This window comes from Pseudarthrobacter sp. B907, assembly GCF_040137805.1.
In the GTDB taxonomy this organism is placed as follows: domain Bacteria; phylum Actinomycetota; class Actinomycetes; order Actinomycetales; family Micrococcaceae; genus Arthrobacter.
This window is the reverse complement of record NZ_JBEEQE010000013.1, coordinates 19,208-37,340: the sequence shown is the minus strand read 5'-3', so window position 1 is coordinate 37,340 and position 18,133 is coordinate 19,208. Positions and strand designations below refer to the sequence as shown.

Below are 18,133 nucleotides of genomic sequence, written 5' to 3'. Positions count from 1 at the left end.
AACAGCAGTGATAGAAGAAGAAAACATGACAGAAAACGCAGCAGCCGCCGTCCCCGCCGTGCTCGTCCTTGAGGACGGCCGGATCTTCCGCGGCCGCAGCTACGGCGCCACCGGCACCGCGCTCGGCGAAGCAGTCTTCGCGACCGGCATGACCGGCTACCAGGAAACCATCACCGATCCCTCCTACGCCCGCCAGCTTGTGGTGCAGACCGCCCCGCACATCGGCAACACCGGTGTGAACCGCGACGACGCCGAATCCCGCCGCATCTGGGTGGCCGGCTACATCGTCCGCGACGCCGCCCGCCGGCCGTCCAACTGGCGCTCGGAACGCTCCCTCGACGAGGAACTCGTCGAGCAGGGCATCGTCGGTATCCAGGGCGTCGACACCCGCGCCATCACCCGGCACCTGCGCGAACACAAGACCATGCGCGCCGGGATCTTCTCCGGCGACGCCGCCGCGGCCACGGACAAGGAACTCGTGGATACCGTGCTGGCGAGTGCGCCGATGGAAGGCTCCCGGCTCGCCGAGGAAGTCAGCGTCGACGAGGCATACACCGTCGAACCGGCCGACTGGGGCTGGGAAGGGGAGCCGCGGTTCAATATCGCCGCGATCGACCTTGGCATCAAGCGCATGACCCCGATCCGCTTCGCCGAACGCGGCGTCCGCGTCCACGTCCTGCCGGCCACCGCCACGCTCGAGGACGTCCAGGCGGTCAAACCCGACGGCGTGTTCATGTCCAACGGCCCCGGCGACCCCGCCACCGCCGACAACCAGGTGAACCTGCTCCGCTCAGTACTGGACGCCAAGCTGCCCTACTTCGGCATCTGCTTCGGCAACCAGATCCTGGGCCGGGCGCTGGGCTTCGGCACCTACAAACTCCGCTACGGCCACCGCGGCATCAACCAGCCCGTGATGGACCGCCGCACCGGCAAAGTCGAAATCACTTCGCAGAACCACGGCTTCGCCGTCGACGCCCCGCTCGAGGGCGCCACCAAGGCCCCGGAAGAGCGCTTCGGCCGCGTCGAGGTCAGCCACGTGAGCCTTAACGACGACGTCGTCGAGGGTCTGTCCTGCCTGGACATTCCCGCCTTCTCGGTCCAGTACCACCCCGAAGCCGCTTCCGGCCCGCACGACGCCGCCTACCTCTTCGACCGCTTCATCGAGCTGATGGCGGACACCAAGCAGGCCGGCGCCGCCACCGCCACGGACACCAAGACTTCCACCGACTCCAAGACTGAGGACAAGAAGTAATGCCCAAGAGAACTGACCTTAAGAGCGTCCTGGTCATCGGTTCCGGCCCGATCGTGATCGGCCAGGCGGCCGAATTCGACTATTCCGGCACGCAGGCACTGCGCGTCCTCAAGGAGGAAGGCCTGCGCGTCATCCTCGTCAACTCCAACCCGGCCACCATCATGACCGACCCGGAGTTCGCCGACGCCACCTACATCGAACCGATCACCCCCGAGGTGGTCGAGAAGATCATCGCCAAGGAACGCCCCGACGCCCTGCTGCCCACCCTGGGCGGCCAGACGGCCCTGAACACGGCGATCGCGCTGGACAAGAACGGTGTCCTGGAGAAGTACAACGTCGAGCTGATCGGCGCCAACATCGCCGCGATCGAACTCGGCGAGGACCGCGAGAAGTTCAAGGGCGTCGTCGAGCGCTGCGGCGCCGAATCCGCGCGCAGCCACATCATCCACAGCATGGACGAGGCCCTCACCGCGGCCGAAGACCTGGGCTACCCGATGGTGGTCCGGCCCTCCTTCACCATGGGCGGCCTCGGCTCCGGCCTGGCCTACAACGAGGGGGACCTGCGCCGGATCGTCGGCCAGGGCCTGCAGTACAGCCCGACCTCCGAGGTGCTGCTCGAAGAGAGCATCCTCGGCTGGAAGGAATACGAACTCGAGATGATGCGGGACAAGAACGACAACGTCGTGGTGGTCTGCTCGATCGAGAACTTCGACCCGGTGGGCGTGCATACCGGCGACTCCATCACCGTCGCCCCCGCCCTGACCCTGACCGACCGCGAATACCAGCGCCTGCGCGACATCTCGATCGCCGTCATCCGCGAGGTCGGCGTCGACACCGGCGGCTGCAACATCCAGTTCGCCGTCGAACCCGACACCGGCCGCGTTGTGGTGATCGAGATGAACCCCCGCGTCTCCCGCTCCTCGGCCCTGGCCTCCAAGGCCACCGGCTTTGCGATCGCCAAGATCGCCACCAAGCTCTCGCTCGGCTACACCCTGGACGAGATCCCGAACGACATCACGCAGAAGACCCCGGCGTCCTTCGAACCGACCCTGGACTACGTCGTCGTCAAGGTCCCGCGCTTCGCGTTCGAGAAGTTCCCGGCCGCCGACTCCACCCTGACCACCACCATGAAGTCGGTGGGCGAGGCCATGGCGATGGGCCGGAACTTCACCGAGGCCCTGCAGAAGGCGCTCCGGTCCCTGGAGCAGAAGGGCTCGCAGCTGGACTTCGGCCCGGTCCCGGAATGGGAAGTCCCGGAACTGATCGAAAAGGCCAAACGCCCCAGCACCGAACGCCTGCACCAGGTCCAGCGCGCCCTGCTCGGCGGCGCCACCGTGGAGCAGCTCTTCGAGGCCACCAAGATCGACCCCTGGTACCTGGACCAGCTCCAGCTGCTGAACGAGATCTCCAACGAGATCCGCCGCTCCACCGCGCTGACCCAGGAAATGCTGCAGCGCGCCAAGCGGCACGGCTTCTCCGACGCGCAGATCGGCGCCCTGACGCACAACTCCGAGGCCGTCGTCCGCGGCGTCCGGCAGGCCCTGGGCATCCGCCCGGTCTACAAGACTGTGGACACCTGCGCCGCCGAGTTCGCCGCGTACACCCCCTACCACTACTCCTCGTACGACGAGGAGGACGAGGTGGCGCTGCACGCCAAACCGTCCATCATCATCCTCGGCTCCGGGCCGAACCGGATCGGCCAGGGCATCGAGTTCGACTACTCCTGCGTGCACGCCTCGATGGCGCTGCGCAAGGCCGGCTACGAGACCGTGATGGTCAACTGCAACCCGGAAACCGTCTCCACCGACTACGACGTGTCCACCCGGCTCTACTTCGAACCGCTCACCCTCGAGGACGTCCTCGAGGTCATCGCGGCCGAGGAGCGCACCGGTGGCGTGATGGGCGTGTTCGTCCAGCTCGGCGGCCAGACCCCGCTCAAACTCGCCCAGCAGCTCGCCGACGCGGGCGTCCCGATCCTCGGCACCTCCCCGGAGGCGATCGACCTGGCCGAGCACCGCGGCGCCTTCTCCCGGGTGCTCGACGAGGCCGGACTGATCTCGCCGAAGAACGGCACCGCCGTCTCCTTCGAGGACGCCAAGAAGATCGCCGACGAGATCGGCTACCCGGTCCTGGTCCGTCCCTCCTACGTCCTCGGCGGCCGCGGCATGGAGATCGTCTACGACGAGGCCAACCTCTCCCGGTACATCGCCAACGCCACCGAAATCACCCCGGACCACCCGGTCCTGATCGACCGCTTCCTCGAAGACGCCGTCGAGATCGACGTCGACGCCCTCTACGACGGCAAGGACCTGTACCTTGGCGGCATCATGGAGCACATCGAGGAAGCCGGCATCCACTCCGGTGACTCCGCCTGTGTGCTGCCGCCCATCACCCTGGGCAACAACGTCATCGACCGGGTCCGGACCGCCACCCGGGCCATCGCTGAAGGCGTCGGCGTCCGCGGCCTGATCAACATCCAGTTCGCGCTGGCCTCCGACGTGCTCTACGTGCTCGAAGCCAACCCGCGCGCCTCCCGCACGGTGCCGTTCGTCTCCAAGGCCACCGGCGTGCAGATGGCCAAGGCCGCGGCGCTGATCGGCACCGGCGTCACCGTCAACCAACTCCGCACCGCCTACAAGATGCTGCCGGAATCCGGGGACGGCTCCACGCTGCCGCTGGACGCCCCGGTGGCGGTCAAGGAAGCGGTGCTGCCGTTCAGCCGCTTCCGCACCCTCGAGGGCAAGGTCGTCGACTCCCTGCTGGGCCCGGAAATGCGCTCCACCGGCGAGGTCATGGGCATCGACAAGCACTTCGACACCGCCTTCGCCAAGAGCCAGGCCGCGGCCAACAACGCGCTGCCCACCGAGGGCAAGGTCTTCGTTTCGGTCGCGAACCGGGACAAGCGCGCCGTCATCATGGCCGTCAAGCGCCTCTCGGACCTCGGGTTCGAGATCGTGTCCACCGGCGGCACCGCCGACGTGCTGCGCCGCAACGGCCTGCAGGCCACTACGGTCCGCAAGGTCGCCGAGGGTTCCAGCGCCGAGGGCGAGGGCACCATCGCGGACCTGATCGTCGCCGGCGAGATCGATATGGTCTTCAACACCCCGTCCGGCGGCGAGGCCCGCGGCGACGGCTACGAAATCCGCGCGGCCGCCACCTCGATCGGCATCCCGTGCATCACCACGGTGGCCGAGTTCAACGCCGCCGTCCAGGCCATCGAGGCGATGCGGACCTACGAGTGGTCCGTTACGAGCCTGCAGGAGCACGCCGCCGCCCTGGCTGCTTCGCAGGAACGGGTCGCGCAGGAAGCGAAGGCCGGTGCCTGAGGCTGCCGCTGACACGGCCGGCCGGGAGTCCTTCGGCTGCCGGCTGGGCCGGGCCATGGCGGAGCGCGGCCCGCTCTGCGTGGGCATCGACCCGCATCCGGCGCTGCTGCAGCGCTGGGGCCTGAACGACGACGCCGCCGGGCTGGAGCGCTTCTCACTCACCGTTCTCGAGGCCGTCGGCTCCTTGGCCGCCGCGGTGAAGCCGCAGGTGGCGCTCTATGAGCGGCACGGCTCGGCCGGCATGGCCGTGCTGGAACGGGTCCTGGCGGCGTCCGCGGAGGCCGCTGTGCTCAGCATCGCCGACGCCAAACGCGGCGACATCGGCTCCACCATGGCCGCCTACGCCGACGCGTGGCTGCGCGACGGCTCCGCCCTGGCCGCGGACTCGGTGACTCTGAGCCCGTACCTGGGCTTCGAGTCCCTGCGTCCCGCCCTGGACCTCGCGGCCGAGGCCGGGCGCGGGGTGTTCGTCCTGGCCCTGACCTCCAACCCCGAGGGCGCGTCCGTGCAGCACGTCGGCGGCACGGACTCCGTGGCCCGGCGGATTGTCCGGGCCGCGGCTGCGGAAAACCAGCGGTACGGCGTTGACCAGGATGCCGGGGACCTGGGTTCCGTCGGCCTCGTCGTCGGTGCGACCGTCGGTTCGGCCCTGACGGATCTGGGCCTGGACCTTGCCGCGGTCCGCGGCCCGATCCTGGCCCCGGGCCTGGGCGCGCAGGGCGCCACCGCGGCTGACCTGCGCCGGACCTTCGGGAGTGCCTACGGCCAGGTGCTCGGCACCTCCAGCCGGGACATCCTTGCCGCCGGCCCGCGGGTCCAGGACCTGCGGGACGCCGCGCAGCGCACCCTCGACGAACTCCGCACCGCGTAGCCCGGACCCTGGCCGCAGCGGCGCGTGGGCGGGCCTTGGGGTTTAGCCGGGCCGATTGGCCAAAGATGGCCGTTATGGACGACGCATTGCGGCCACCTGGGACAAATGGGCGACGCCTGCGGTCCAGCTAGGCACGGCCGGAGCAAGTCCGCGGCCCTAGATGCGCTGATTAGTCGCAGATGGCCGCTTTGGCTGCGCTTTCCGGCCATTCTTGACGAATGACCGCAGCAGCGCCGGCGTCGTCCCCGCGTTGCGGAGCCCCATTTGACTCACGTGGCCGCTATGGGCGGCGGCTTTCCGGCCGTTTGTGGCGAATGGCCGCAGCCGCATGGCCGCAGTCGCGCCGCCGCCGGGTCGCCGCCCGAGTGCTGCGCCCGGCCATCGCTTCGGACCCGCCCGGGCCGGGGCAACCATCCATTGATTTCAGCCTGTGCCAGAAGGTAGGTTCAGGAGAAGTCCGTGGTCCCAGCCGGGTGCTGGACGGTTCGCCCGGGCGGCCTGTTTGCCTGGGCCGTCCGACAATGCAGGGAGGACGTCAGTGAGCTTGCGACCCCTCACGCCGCACGAGCGTGCCGATGCCCTGCACAAGGCCGCCGCGGCCCGGGCTGCGCGGGCGGCGGCGAAAGAGCGGCTGAAGGCGGGGGAGCTGTCCATCGCGGAGCTGCTCAGCGCGGGCGAGACGGACGAGGCGATCGCCCGGATGCGCGTCGTCGAGCTGTTGGAAGCGCTGCCGGGCATCGGCCAGGTGCGCGCCGCCGCGATCATGGAGCGGCTTGGCATTGCGGCGTCCCGGCGGGTGCGGGGCCTGGGAATCCACCAGCGCCGCGCGCTGGTAGATTTTATAGACGAGAAATAGCCCGGCCCGCCGAGCTTCCACCACCGCCCAAAGGAATACGTGAGCAAGAAACCCGGACTGACAGTCCTCGCCGGTCCGACGGCCGTCGGCAAAGGCACCGTGTCCACCTACATCCGGGACAACTATCCCGAAGTCTGGCTTTCAGTGTCGGCAACCACCCGTCCGCCGCGGCCGGGTGAGATCGACGGGGTGCACTACTATTTCAAGTCCAAGGAAGAGTTCGACGCCCTCGTCGCGGCGGGGGAACTGCTGGAATGGGCCGTGGTGCACGGGCAGAACACCTACGGCACCCTCAAGAGCACGGTCGACGCGGCGATTGCCGAGGGCCGCTCGGTGCTGCTGGAGATTGACCTGCAGGGCGCACGCCAGGTGAAGAAGGCCGTGCCGGACGCGCAGTTCGTCTTCCTCGCCCCGCCCAGCTGGGAAGAATTGGTCCGCCGCCTGGTGGGGCGCGGCACTGAATCCGCCGAAGAACAGCAGCGACGGCTGGAAACCGGTAAAGTAGAACTAGCCGCTGAACCGGAGTTCGATCACACGGTCATCAATGATGACGTACGTCGGGCAGCGGATGAGCTTGTTTCACTCATGGGGCTAACGCCGCACCCGCATTAACCGCAGGGTCGGATTGGCCCGTTAGAATTTGGAGAATTCGTGTCCACGAACCTTGAAGGCATCATCAACCCGCCGATCGACGAGCTGCTGAAGGCTGCCGATTCGAAGTACGGACTGGTGATTTTCGGTGCCAAGCGCGCCCGGCAGATCAACGCCTACTACGCCCAGCTGCACGAGGGCCTGTTCGAGTACGTCGGCCCGCTGGTTGACACCAAGCTGAACGAAAAGTCGCTTTCCATCGCCCTGCGCGAAATCAACGAAGGCAAGCTCGTTTCCACGCCGATCGAAGCCGCAGCAGAGTAACCACGCTGCTGCCTGACGGAGGTCACGTGCGCATAGTCCTCGGAGTCGGGGGAGGGATTGCCGCCTACAAGGTGGCGTCGCTCCTCCGGCTTTTTACTGAAGCCGGCCATGACGTCACCGTCATCCCCACCGAGGCCGCCACCCGGTTCGTCGGCGTGGCCACCTGGGAGGCCCTGTCCGGGCATCCGGTCAGCAACAGCGTCTTCGACGAGGTGCACACCGTCAACCACGTCAGGCTCGGCCACGAGGCGGAGCTGATCGTCGTCGCCCCGGCCACCGCGGACCTCCTGGCCCGTGCCGCCACCGGCCAGGCCAACGACCTGCTCACCAACACCCTGCTGATGGCGGGCGGTCCGGTCCTGATGGCCCCGGCCATGCACACGGAAATGTGGCGCCACCCGGCAACCCAGGCCAACGTCGAAACCCTCCGCAGGCGGGGCATCACCGTGCTGGAGCCCGCCACCGGCCGGCTGACCGGAGCGGATTCCGGCCCCGGCAGGCTGCCCGAACCGGAGGCGATCTTCGCCGCCGCGCTGGCGCTGGCCGGCGCCCCCGGGGTGCCCAATGCACCTGACCTGACGACGTCGGACCTGGCGACGTCGGACCTGGCGACGTCGGACCTGACAGCCGCACCTTCGGCTGGCCGGCCGCTGGCCGGATTCACCGTGACGATCAGCGCCGGCGGCACCCGCGAACCCCTCGACCCGGTCCGCTTCCTCGGCAACCGGTCCTCCGGCAAGCAGGGCGTGGCCCTCGCCGTCGCGGCCCGGGAAGCCGGCGCCCGGGTCCGGCTGCTCGCGGCGCATATGGACGTCCCGGCCCCCGCCGGCGTCGATGTCGTCAAGGTCGAGACCGCGCTGGAACTGCGCGAGGCAGTTCTCCACGCAGCCGCGGACTCCGACGTCGTCATCATGGCCGCCGCGGTCGCGGACTTCCGCCCCGCGGACGTCTCCGGAACCAAAATCAAGAAGCGCGACGACACCGCGGACCCGGTAATTTCCCTGGTCCGCAACCCGGACATCCTCCGCGAGCTGGTCGAAGTCCGCGACGCCGCCTCCCGGAACCAGCTGATTGTGGGCTTCGCGGCGGAGACCGGCGACGCCGACGGGGACGTGCTGGAATACGCCGCCGCCAAGCTGCGCCGCAAGGCCTGCGACCTGCTGGTGGTCAACCACGTGGGGCAGGACAAGGTGTTCGGCGAGGACACCAACGCCGTAGTCATCCTTTCGCGCACCGGCTCCGAACCCCAAGAGGCGTCGGGTTCCAAATCCGACGTCGCGGCTGCCGTGATTGACCGCATCAGCGCCGAGCTGAGCCGGGTTGTCCCGCCCGCTTGAGCGCTGGCGTAAGCAACGTCTCCTTAGCAGGGGGACACACGCCGCCGGACGTCCGTTTCCCAACCAGTAAGGTAGTTGAGTGACTTTACCGCTGCACATCCCAGACTTCCACGGATCCACGCCCGCTTCGCTCCGGCTCTTCACGTCCGAGTCGGTGACCGAGGGACACCCCGACAAGATCTGTGACCAGATCAGCGATGCGATCCTCGACGCCCTGCTGACCAAGGACCCCGAGTCCCGCGTTGCCGTGGAAACCCTGGCGACCACCGGCCTGGTCCACGTCGCCGGCGAAGTCACCACGGACGCCTACGTGGAGATCCCGCAGATCGTCCGCGAGACCATCCTCGGGATCGGCTACGACTCCTCCGCGAACGGCTTCGACGGCGCCCGCTGCGGCGTCTCCGTCTCCATCGGCCAGCAGTCCAACGACATCGCCGGAGGTGTGTTCAACTCCCTCGAAGCGCGCGAAGGCCGCCAGGAGGACGACTACGACCTCCAGGGCGCCGGCGACCAGGGCCTCATGTTCGGGTATGCCAGCGACGAAACCCCCTCCTACATGCCGGTCCCGATCTGGCTCGCGCACCGGCTGTCCGAGCGCCTCACCGAGGTCCGCAAGTCCGGCCTGCTGGAGTACCTGCGCCCCGACGGCAAGACCCAGGTCACCGTGGGCTACGACGGCGACCGCCCGGTCTCGGTCGAAACGGTCGTCATTTCCAGCCAACACGCCGAAGGCGCCAGCCTCGACCAGCTCCGGGCCGACCTCGCCGAACACGTGGTCAACCCGGTCATGGCGCTGTCCAACCTGGACACCTCCCGCTCGCACAACATCCTCAACCCGGCCGGCGCCTTCGTGATCGGCGGCCCGGTGGGCGACGCCGGCCTGACCGGCCGCAAAATCATCGTCGACACCTATGGCGGCATGGCCCGGCACGGCGGCGGCGCTTTCTCCGGCAAGGACCCGTCGAAGGTGGACCGCTCGGCCGCGTACGCCATGCGCTGGGTAGCCAAGAACGTTGTGGCCGCGGGACTCGCGAAGCGCGCCGAAATTCAGATCGCCTACGCCATCGGCCAGGCCCGCCCCGTCGGCACGTACGTGGAGACCTTCGGGACCGAAACCGTGGATCCGGCCAGGATCAGCGCTGCCATCGCGGAGATCTTCGACCTGCGCCCGCGCGCCATCATCGACGCGCTCGACCTGAAGCGGCCGATCTACGCCAAGACGGCCGCCCACGGCCACTTCGGCCGCGACGAGCCCGACTTCACCTGGGAACGCCTGGACCGCGTCGACGAGCTGAAGGCCTACTTCAACGCGTAAGGCCCGTCAGCGCTCTTTTCCAGCGTGTTGACGGACCCTGCCTGTTTTCTGAATGTCACAGCCCTGTGATGTGCTGTAGCCAGGCCGCCGAACGGCGGCCTGGCTACTTTTCTTAATGTTCATGACCGGACCAGCCGTCGAAGGGAGGCAGTCGCCATGACCCCAGCCCGAAGCGGCGCCCCGGAAGAGCCGCTGCAGCTCTCGCTGCTGCACGGTTTCCCCGCCTCGGCGGCCGCGGCCGGACCCGCCCTGGCCGCCGATCTGCCGGTTGCACGGGTGCAGTTGGAGTCATCCCTCCCGCACCTGGACCGGCCGTTCGACTACAGCGTGCCTGCAGAGCTCGACGCGGCCGCCCTGCCCGGCGTCCGGGTCCGGGTAAAGTTCAGCGGCCAGGAGCTCGGCGGCTACCTGCTCGAACGCGCCGCCGCTTCCGACGCCGGCCACCCCCTGGTGCCGCTGTACAAGGTCGTGTCCCCGGTTCCGGTGCTCACTCCGGCGGTGTCCGACCTCGCCGGCAGGGTCGCGGCGCGCTACGCCGGCACGGTCAGCGACGTGCTGCGGGTCGCCGTCCCGCCGCGGATGGCCAAACTGGAAAAGGAGTTCGCTCCCGGCGGCCTGCTGGATCCCGCCCTCTTCGCCGCGGCCCCTCCCGCCGGCGCTCCCGCCGGAGCTCCCGCCGCGCCGTCGGAGCCCGGCACCTCCGGGTGGGCGGGGTACCACAACGGGCCGGCGTTCCTGCAGCACCTGGGCGCGGGGGAGTCGCCCCGCGCCGCGCTGGGCGCCCTGCAGGGATTCGGCCCCGGCGGGTGGCCGCGGCTGGTCGCCGAGGCCGTGGCCGCCGTCCGCCGCTCCGGCCGGGGCGCCGTCGTGGTGGTCCCGGACTACCGCGACCTGGACCGGGCGGAGGCAGCCCTGCTGGAGCTGCTGCCGGCCGGCGACGTGGCCAGGCTCACCGCGGATGACGGCCCGACCCCCCGCTACCGCAGCTTCCTGCGGGTGCTCAGCGGCGCCGCGGGCGTGGCCGTCGGAACCCGCTCGGCCGCGTACGCGCCGGTGCACAACCTGGGCCTGGTGGTCTGCTGGGACGACGGCGATGAGCTGCACACCGAGCAACGGTCCCCGTATGCCCATGCCCGCGAGGTCCTCCTGCTCCGGGCGGCGCACGAAGGCGCCGCCTGCCTGCTCGCGGGCCATGCACGTAGCACCGAGACGCAGCGGCTGGTGGAATCAGGCTGGGCGCGCCCGGTAGAGGCAAACCGGGCCGTGGTGCGCCGCACGGCGCCCCGCGTGCTCAACACCGCGGACAGCTTTGAGCAGGAACGCGACCCGCTGGCCCGGATCGCGCGGCTGCCGGGCGCCGCGTGGCGGGCCGCGAAGGAGGGCCTGGAACGCGGCCCCGTCCTGGTCCAGGTGGCCCGGGCCGGCTACGCGCCGTCGCTGGCCTGCGAACGCTGCCGCGAACCCGCACGCTGCACCGCCTGCAACGGCCCGCTGGCCATCGCCGGACCTGGCGGCAGCGCAGCCGTGCCCGTGTGCCGCTGGTGCTCGGCGGCCGCCCCCGAATGGCGCTGCGTGCACTGCAACGGGGTTCGGCTCCGCCGGGGCGCGACCGGGGCGCTGCGGACCGCTGAGGAGCTCGGCCGGGCGTTTCCGGGAAAGCCCGTCCTCACCTCCTCCGGTGACCGGGTCCTGGCCACGGTCCCGGACTCCAAGGCCCTGGTTGTTGCCACCGTCGGCGCCGAGCCGGTGGCGGCCGGCGGCTACGCTGCCGCGCTGCTGCTCGACGGCGACTCGCTGCTGCGCCGCGAAAACCTCCGGGCCGGAGAAGATGCCGTCCGGCGCTGGTTCAACGCCGCCGCCCTGGTCCGACCCGCGGCCGACGGCGGCCTGGTGGTCATCACCGCTGAGGACACCGCCGGCGTCGGGGCGCTGCTGCGCTGGGACCCGGCGGGCTACGCCGGGCGGGAGCTCGCCCTGCGGCAGGAGCTCGCGCTGCCGCCGGCGGTCAGGATTGCGTCCGTCACCGGGGGACGGACCGCCGTCGGGCACTTCACCGAGGCCGTCGAGAAGGCGCTGGCGAAGCAGGGCATCGTGCTCAGGTCGGCCGGACCCGCGCCGCTGCCGGGCGCCGGCGGGGCCGGGGCGCCGCCGGCGGACGCCCCGCCTTCACGGGCGCCGGGCGCCGAGCGGCACGGCGGCGGGGACGTCCGGACGCTGATGTTTATCCCGTATGCCCAGGCCGCCGACGCCACCAGGGCCATGCGCGCAGTCAAGGCCGCGGCGGCCGCCAAGCGTGCCGACGACCCGGTGCAGTTGCGGCTCGACGGCGTGGACGTGCTCTAATCAATGTGCTCTAGCGGTGCTTGCGTGCGCGCAACGCCACCGCTTCCTCGGCCGCGGCCAGCAGGCGCTGCGCGGACGCATCCCAGCTGAACTCGGCCGCGCGCCGGACCGCGCGGGCGGATCGGTCCTTCCACTGCTCCGGCGCCTCGAGTTCGCGCACGGCCGCGGCAAAGGCTGCCGGGGAGTCCGGATCGACGTAGCTGACCGCGTCCGCGCCGACTTCGCGGAAAATCGGGATGTCGCTGGCAATGACCGGGGTGCCGTGGGACATGGCCTCGACGAGGGGCAGGCCGTACCCCTCCGCCTTGGAGAGGCTGATCAGCGCGGTGGTCCGGGCGAGCAGCTCCTCGTATTCGGTATCCGTCACGCCGTTGTGGAACACGATGTTGGCTCCGGCCGGGGCCAGGGCCTCCAGCTCTGACCGGCGTTCGGGCGTGATCCGGCTCAGCAGGTGCAGGGTCATGTCCGGGAGCTCGGCCATGCCCCGGACCATGGTTTCCACGTTCTTGTACGGCATAAACGATCCCATGTAGAGCAGGGTCTTGTCCGCCCCGGCGCCGGGGTCCCGCGGCGTGAGCCCTGGCTGCGGAGCGTTGCCCACGATCCGCACCGGCCGTTTCGTCAGGCGGTACTTCGCCATCAGGGATTCCGTGGTGGAGCTGATGGTCGCGACGACGTCGGCCCGGTTCAGCAGCACCCGCTGCGGCCAGAACGCCTTGTGGTAGAGCCGCCAAAGCACCCGGACGGGGGCCGGGAGGAACCCGGGGGGCGCGGGGTGCTCGTAGTAGATCAGGTCGTGCAGGGTCAGGACCAGCGCGTAGTTACGGCCCCAGCTGCCCATGGTCTGCATCGGGCAGACCACCACGTCGGCCCCGAGCGGGTTGACCTTGGCCGCGACGAACAATTCGGCCGGTGAGAGCGGGCTGTTGATGAGCGTGTACGGCACGTTGGGAAGCAGCGCCAGCTGGCGGGTGTCGCTGATCAGCATGGAGACGTCCGCGATTTTGGCGGTGGCGGCGATGAGGCTGGCGCCGTAGCGGCTGATGCCGTCGTGGTGGTCGAGCCTGGTGAAGCGGGCGTCAATGAGGATTTTCACGCGGCGTGGTCCTTCAGGAAGCGTCGGATGAAGCCCGCGGCGGGTTCCGGGGTTTCGTAGTGGATCAGGTGCCCGACGCCGGGAATGACCTCGAGGGTTCCGTCCGGCAGCAGCGGCAACAGCTTGTGCTGGTCCGGGAGGGTGGCGATCTCATCCTTCTCGCCGGCCACGAGAAGGACCGGCAGCGCCAGGCGCGGCGCCACCTCGGCGACGTTGCTGCCGACGGAGGCCTTGAAGGCTTCCAGCAGGCTGTCGCGGTCGGCGAAGGCGGAGAAGTAGGCGCTGTGCTGGGCGTGGACGAACCCGCGCACCACCGGGTCCTTGGTCTTGGCCATGGTCTCGCTCATCACCCGGACGATCAGCTGGTTGCGCAGCAGGGAGTTCCCGAGGCGGCGGGGGAGCCGGGCGGCGGCCTCGTAGTACAGCACAGCCGCCTTGGTCATGAGTCCCTTGGGCCCCTCGAGGGCCGGTGCGGCGATGGGGTTGATCAGGATCAGTTCGGCGACCGCGCCGGGGTGGTCGGCCACGAAGTGGCTGGTGACGATCGAACCAAAGGAGTGGCCCAGCAGCACGGTGTCCGGGCCGAGGCCAAGGGCTTCCATAAAGTCCTTGATGAACCGGCCGTAGCCCTCCACGCTGTGACCGCCGGGCGGGAAGGCGCCGGAGGCGCCGAATCCCGGCAGGTCCGGCATGAGCAGGCGCATCTCGGGGAGCTGGTCGACCACGCGGAGCAGGCCATGGTGGTCGCCGCGGAACCCATGGATCACCAGGATGGTCCGGGTTGCGGGTGTCTCCCGGACCGGTTCGTAGCTCCAGTAGGCGACCCTCGTGCCGTCCAGGTCCACGGCGGAGGCGCTGCTGCGAGACGCCAGCTCCGCGCTGAGCAGGGGAGGTGCGGGGGATGGTTCGGTGGCCACGTGTTCCATTCGATCGGATCCTAGTTGACGTTGTCGGGGTTCGAGCCGGTGCGGTGGCCCCGCTCCAGGCCGGCCAGGGCGTCCAGGTCGGCGGTGCCGAGGCTGAAGCCGAAGATGTCGTGGTTCTCCCGGATCCGGGTGTAGGAGCTGGCTTTCGGAATGACGACGTTGCCCAGTTCCAGGTGCCAGCGCAGGATGATCTGCGCGGCCGTCCGCCGGTGCGCCGCGGCGAGCTCGAGCACAACGGGGTCCTGCAGCACCTGGCCCCGGCCCAGCGGGCTCCAGGCCTCGGTGGTGATGCCCAGCGAGGCGTGCAGGGCCCTCAGCTCGTCCTGCTGCAGCCACGGGTGCAGCTCGACCTGGTTGACGGCGGGCACCACTTCCGCGCTCTGGAGCAGGTTCTCCAGGTGTGCGGGCTGGAAGTTGGACACCCCGATCGCGCGGACCCTGCCTTCGCGGTAAAGGGTTTCGAGGGCGCGGTAGCTCTCCGTGTACAGCCCGCGCCGGGCGCACGGCCAGTGGATCAGGTAGAGGTCAAGGTATTCCAGGCCCAGCTTGGCGATGGAGGTGTCGAAGGCCCGAAGCGTCGCGTCGTAGCCCTGGTCGTCATTCCAGAGCTTTGTGGTCACAAAAAGGTCCTCACGGGCGAGCCGGGGGTGCAGTTCGCCGGAACCGCCGGCGGAGCCGTCGAAGGCGGACAGGGCGCCGATAGCTTTCCCGACGCCGGTTTCGTTTCCGTACATGGCGGCCGTGTCCAAGTGCCGGTAGCCTGCCTCCAGCGCCATGGTGACGAGCCCGGCCGCGTCGGCCGGCGGGACCTTGTAGAGCCCGAACCCGAGGCGGTCCATCAGGACACCGTTGTTTAGGGTCAGCCGGGGCAAAATTCTCATAGCATCGACTCTACCCATTCCGGCGGCCCGGCCGGTGCGGAACGGCACTCAGGCTGGGTGCTCGGTTCCGACCAGGCGCCGGGCCGTGGCCTCGTCGAGGATGAGGTCCGTGGCCAGGCCCGCCGCCAACGCACCGCGCAGGCCGTTGATCTTGGACGCACCGGAGACCACGCAGATCCGGCGCCGGACCTGCCGGAGCTGGGCAAGGTCCGGCCCGGTGGACCGTTCGTTGAGGGTGATCCCGTCGGAGGAGCCGTCGGCGCGGAAGAACACTGTGGCCACATCCCCGACGACGTCGGAACCGGCCAGCACGTTCAGGTCGTCCTCATCCAGGTAGCCGCCGGCGTAGACGTGGCTGGGGTAGTCGGCGTCGACCGATCCGACGCCGAAGATCGCGATGCTCATCCGGGCCTGCAGCCGCAGGATGCGCTGAACACTGCGTTCATTCCACATGGCCTCCTTGGTGGCCGCGTGGTCGAAGAAGGCCGGCACCGGGAACTGTTCCACCCGGGCACCGTAGGCGCTGCCGAAGCGCCGCATGATGTCCGAGGCGTAGGTGATGCCGGTGGTCTGCATGTTTCCGGCCCCGTTGAGCTGGACGATGACGCTGTCGTGGGTGATCTTCCGGGTCAGGTGCCGGCTGACCGCGCTCAGCGTGGAGCCCCAGGCCACGCCGATGATGGCGTTCGAGTCCACGAGCGGGCCGATGGTGCGCGCGGCCTGCATCGCCACCCGGTCCAGCGTTTCCGCCTCATTGAGGGTGTCCACCACCGGCACAACGTGCACATCGACCTTGTATTCGTCCCGGATCATGCCTTCGAGTTCGGGGCCCGTGTCGAGCGGGCTGCGGATCTGGATCTGCACGAGGCCGGATTCACGGGCCGCGGAGAGCAGCCGGGAAACGGTCGACCGGGAGGTGCGGAGCTCGCGGGCGATCGCGTCCATGGTCAGGTCCTGGAGGTAATACAGCTGGGCGGCCCGGAGGGCGTCGGACTGGCGGGTCGGCGACATTGCATATCCATTCTGCACGTTTGTGCATAGTGCTTGACTCCATTTTCCATTACTCCAAAGAATAGTGTTGAACGGCGACGTGCCAGACGGCGCGCCGCGCAGTACCAAGCCCCAAGGAGCAGTTTTGGGAAACAAGGTTTCATCCGGCCATCCGGCGTCGAGCAGCGGGCGCACATCCGTGCAGCAGTTGCGGAACCGGCCGCACGCGCAGGTGCTCATCATCGGCGGCGGCATCAACGGAGTCGGGACCTTCCGTGACCTGGCCCTGCAGGGCGTGGACGTGGCCCTCGTGGAACGCGGCGACTTCTGCCAGGGCGCCAGCGGCGCCTCCTCGCACATGATCCACGGCGGCATCAGGTACCTCGAAAACGGCGAGTTCCGCCTCGTCCAGGAATCCGTGGTCGAACGCAACCGGCTGCTGCGCATCGCGCCGCACTACGTGAAGCCGCTCCAGACCACCATCCCGATCTTCAGCACCTTCTCCGGCATCCTCGCCGCGCCGCTGCGGTTCCTGACCCACAAGCAGCAGGGCGCGCCCACGGAACGCGGCGCCTTCCTGATCAAGCTCGGCCTGAGCATGTACGACTTCTTCTCCCGCGACGGCGGCACCGTGCCGCGCCACCAGTTCCGCGGCCGCAAACGCGCCCTCGCCGAGCTGCCGCGGCTGCACCCGGGCATCAAATACGCGGCGACCTACTTTGACGCGTCCGTGCACAATCCGGAGCGGCTCACCCTGGACGTCCTCCAGGACGGCGAGAAGGCCGGCGAGGCGGGCGGCAACGGTGCCCGCGCCAGCAACTACCTGTCCCTCGTCTCCATGAACGGGGCGGGGGAGGCCGCAGGCTCCGGCACGGTCCAGCTCCGCGACGAACTGACCGGGGAGGTCTTCGACTTCAGCGCCGACGTTGTGGTCAACACCACCGGCGCCTGGGTGGACCTGACCAACCAGGCCATGGGAGCCGCCTCGGCCTTTATGGGTGGCACCAAGGGCTCGCACATCGTGCTGGACCACCCGGAACTCCTCGAAGCCTGCCAGGGCCGGGAGATCTTCTTCGAGCACACGGACGGCCGGATCGTGCTGATCTACCCGATGGGTGACCGCGTCCTCGTCGGCACCACCGACGTCGACGCCGACATGGCCGAGGACGCCATTTGCACCGACGCCGAGATCGACTACTTCTTCGACCTGATCGGCCACGTTTTCCCCGAAATCAGGGTGGACCGGGAGCAGATCGTTTACACCTTCTCCGGCGTCCGTCCCCTGCCGAAGCACGACGCCACGCAGCCCGGCTTTGTCAGCCGCGACTACCGGATCGAACGCCGCGGCCCGGCCAAGGGTTCGGCGCAGCGCGAGGCCGGCGGCCCCGTCGTGCTCAGCCTCGTGGGCGGTAAGTGGACCACCTTCCGGGCCCTCGCCGAGCACCTGAGCAACGACGTGCTGGCCGAGCTCGGCCTGGAGCGGAAAGTCTCGACGGCCAAGCTCGCCATCGGTGGCGGCGCCGGGTTCCCGGGCACCGAGGATGGCGTTCAGCGCTGGATCAAGGCCCACATGGGCCCCGGCCGTGACGCGGACCGGACCGCGGTCCTGCTGACCCGCTACGGAACGCGCGCCGCGGACGTGATGGCCTACCTCGACGCCGGGGAAGACCGGCTGCTGCACTCCACCCGCGAACTGAGTGTGCGGGAACTGGAGTACATGGCACAGAACGAACAGCTCGGCCACCTGATTGACGTGCTCATCCGCCGCACGTCGCTCGCCTTCCGCGGCCTGGTGACCGGGGAACTGCTGAACGAGGTAGCCGAGGTCCTGTCCGGCCCGCTGGGCTGGGACGCCGCGGCACGGACCGCCGAGATCCACCACGCCCAGGAGGTGCTCGAATGGTTCCACGGTGTCCAGGTCCACAGCCTGGTCGCCTAAAGCTTGCGTGTCCGGACGGGTTTGTCCGGGCGCAAAGACTGCAGGGCCCCTGGCGGGCCCGGCAGTGGCCGGCCGGCAGCGCGAAA

At 69.3% G+C, this 18,133-nt stretch carries 14 protein-coding genes; 10 read left to right on the top strand and 4 right to left on the bottom strand.

What is annotated here, in order from left to right:
* Nucleotides 1-25: 25 nt before the first annotated feature.
* The 9 genes from carA to ABLI39_RS12075 all read left to right on the top strand — a co-directional run bounded on the left by carA (nucleotide 26) and on the right by ABLI39_RS12075 (nucleotide 12,215).
* The gene (carA, locus tag ABLI39_RS12115) at nucleotides 26-1,252 is read left to right on the top strand and encodes a glutamine-hydrolyzing carbamoyl-phosphate synthase small subunit (RefSeq protein ID WP_497900177.1); all 1,227 of its coding nucleotides are present in this window, start codon (nucleotides 26-28) and stop codon (nucleotides 1,250-1,252) included.
* Nucleotides 1,252-4,578 (top strand): carbamoyl-phosphate synthase large subunit, encoded by a 3,327-nt coding sequence (carB, locus tag ABLI39_RS12110; protein WP_349413680.1) that lies wholly within the window; start codon nucleotides 1,252-1,254, stop codon nucleotides 4,576-4,578. Before carA ends, carB begins: the two co-directional genes overlap by 1 nt.
* Nucleotides 4,571-5,449, top strand: coding sequence for an orotidine-5'-phosphate decarboxylase (pyrF, locus tag ABLI39_RS12105; protein ID WP_349413679.1), 879 nt, complete (start codon nucleotides 4,571-4,573; stop codon nucleotides 5,447-5,449). The genes carB and pyrF overlap by 8 nt, the downstream gene beginning before the upstream one ends.
* A 538-nt stretch (nucleotides 5,450-5,987) precedes the next feature.
* The gene (mihF, locus tag ABLI39_RS12100) at nucleotides 5,988-6,305 is read left to right on the top strand and encodes an integration host factor, actinobacterial type (RefSeq protein WP_349413678.1); all 318 of its coding nucleotides are present in this window, start codon (nucleotides 5,988-5,990) and stop codon (nucleotides 6,303-6,305) included.
* Between the two features lie 39 nt (nucleotides 6,306-6,344).
* The gene (gene gmk / locus ABLI39_RS12095) at nucleotides 6,345-6,917 is read left to right on the top strand and encodes a guanylate kinase (protein WP_138769241.1); all 573 of its coding nucleotides are present in this window, start codon (nucleotides 6,345-6,347) and stop codon (nucleotides 6,915-6,917) included.
* Between the two features lie 39 nt (nucleotides 6,918-6,956).
* Nucleotides 6,957-7,220: a DNA-directed RNA polymerase subunit omega gene (rpoZ, locus tag ABLI39_RS12090; protein ID WP_138769242.1), complete on the top strand. Its 264-nt coding sequence runs from the start codon at nucleotides 6,957-6,959 to the stop codon at nucleotides 7,218-7,220.
* A 26-nt stretch (nucleotides 7,221-7,246) separates the two neighbouring features.
* Nucleotides 7,247-8,557 carry a bifunctional phosphopantothenoylcysteine decarboxylase/phosphopantothenate synthase gene (locus tag ABLI39_RS12085; RefSeq protein ID WP_349413677.1) on the top strand — a complete coding sequence of 437 codons (1,311 nt, stop codon included), beginning with the start codon at nucleotides 7,247-7,249 and terminating at the stop codon, nucleotides 8,555-8,557.
* A 79-nt stretch (nucleotides 8,558-8,636) separates the two neighbouring features.
* Nucleotides 8,637-9,872 (top strand): methionine adenosyltransferase, encoded by a 1,236-nt coding sequence (metK, locus tag ABLI39_RS12080; protein WP_349413676.1) that lies wholly within the window; start codon nucleotides 8,637-8,639, stop codon nucleotides 9,870-9,872.
* 156 nt (nucleotides 9,873-10,028) lie between these two features.
* Nucleotides 10,029-12,215, top strand: a complete 2,187-nt coding sequence (locus tag ABLI39_RS12075; protein ID WP_349413675.1) for a primosomal protein N' — start codon at nucleotides 10,029-10,031, stop codon at nucleotides 12,213-12,215.
* 10 nt (nucleotides 12,216-12,225) lie between these two features.
* Here the strand turns inward: ABLI39_RS12075 and ABLI39_RS12070 are convergent, their stop codons facing one another.
* Genes ABLI39_RS12070 through ABLI39_RS12055 form a run of 4 tightly spaced genes read right to left on the bottom strand, consistent with a single transcriptional unit; the run spans nucleotide 12,226 to nucleotide 16,129 of the window.
* Entirely contained in the window at nucleotides 12,226-13,311 is a 1,086-nt protein-coding gene (locus ABLI39_RS12070; protein WP_349413674.1) for a glycosyltransferase family 4 protein, read from the bottom strand.
* Nucleotides 13,308-14,237, bottom strand: a complete 930-nt coding sequence (locus ABLI39_RS12065; RefSeq protein WP_349413673.1) for an alpha/beta fold hydrolase — start codon at nucleotides 14,235-14,237, stop codon at nucleotides 13,308-13,310. Before ABLI39_RS12065 ends, ABLI39_RS12070 begins: the two co-directional genes overlap by 4 nt.
* Before the next feature lie 11 nt (nucleotides 14,238-14,248).
* Nucleotides 14,249-15,118: an aldo/keto reductase gene (locus tag ABLI39_RS12060; protein ID WP_349413672.1), complete on the bottom strand. Its 870-nt coding sequence runs from the start codon at nucleotides 15,116-15,118 to the stop codon at nucleotides 14,249-14,251.
* A 48-nt stretch (nucleotides 15,119-15,166) separates the two neighbouring features.
* A complete protein-coding gene (locus ABLI39_RS12055) occupies nucleotides 15,167-16,129 on the bottom strand; it encodes a sugar-binding transcriptional regulator (protein ID WP_349413671.1) in 963 nt (320 codons plus the stop codon).
* Between the two features lie 124 nt (nucleotides 16,130-16,253).
* Between ABLI39_RS12055 and ABLI39_RS12050 the strand changes: the two genes are divergently transcribed.
* The gene (locus ABLI39_RS12050) at nucleotides 16,254-18,047 is read left to right on the top strand and encodes a glycerol-3-phosphate dehydrogenase/oxidase (protein WP_349413670.1); all 1,794 of its coding nucleotides are present in this window, start codon (nucleotides 16,254-16,256) and stop codon (nucleotides 18,045-18,047) included.
* Nucleotides 18,048-18,133: the final 86 nt, after the last annotated feature.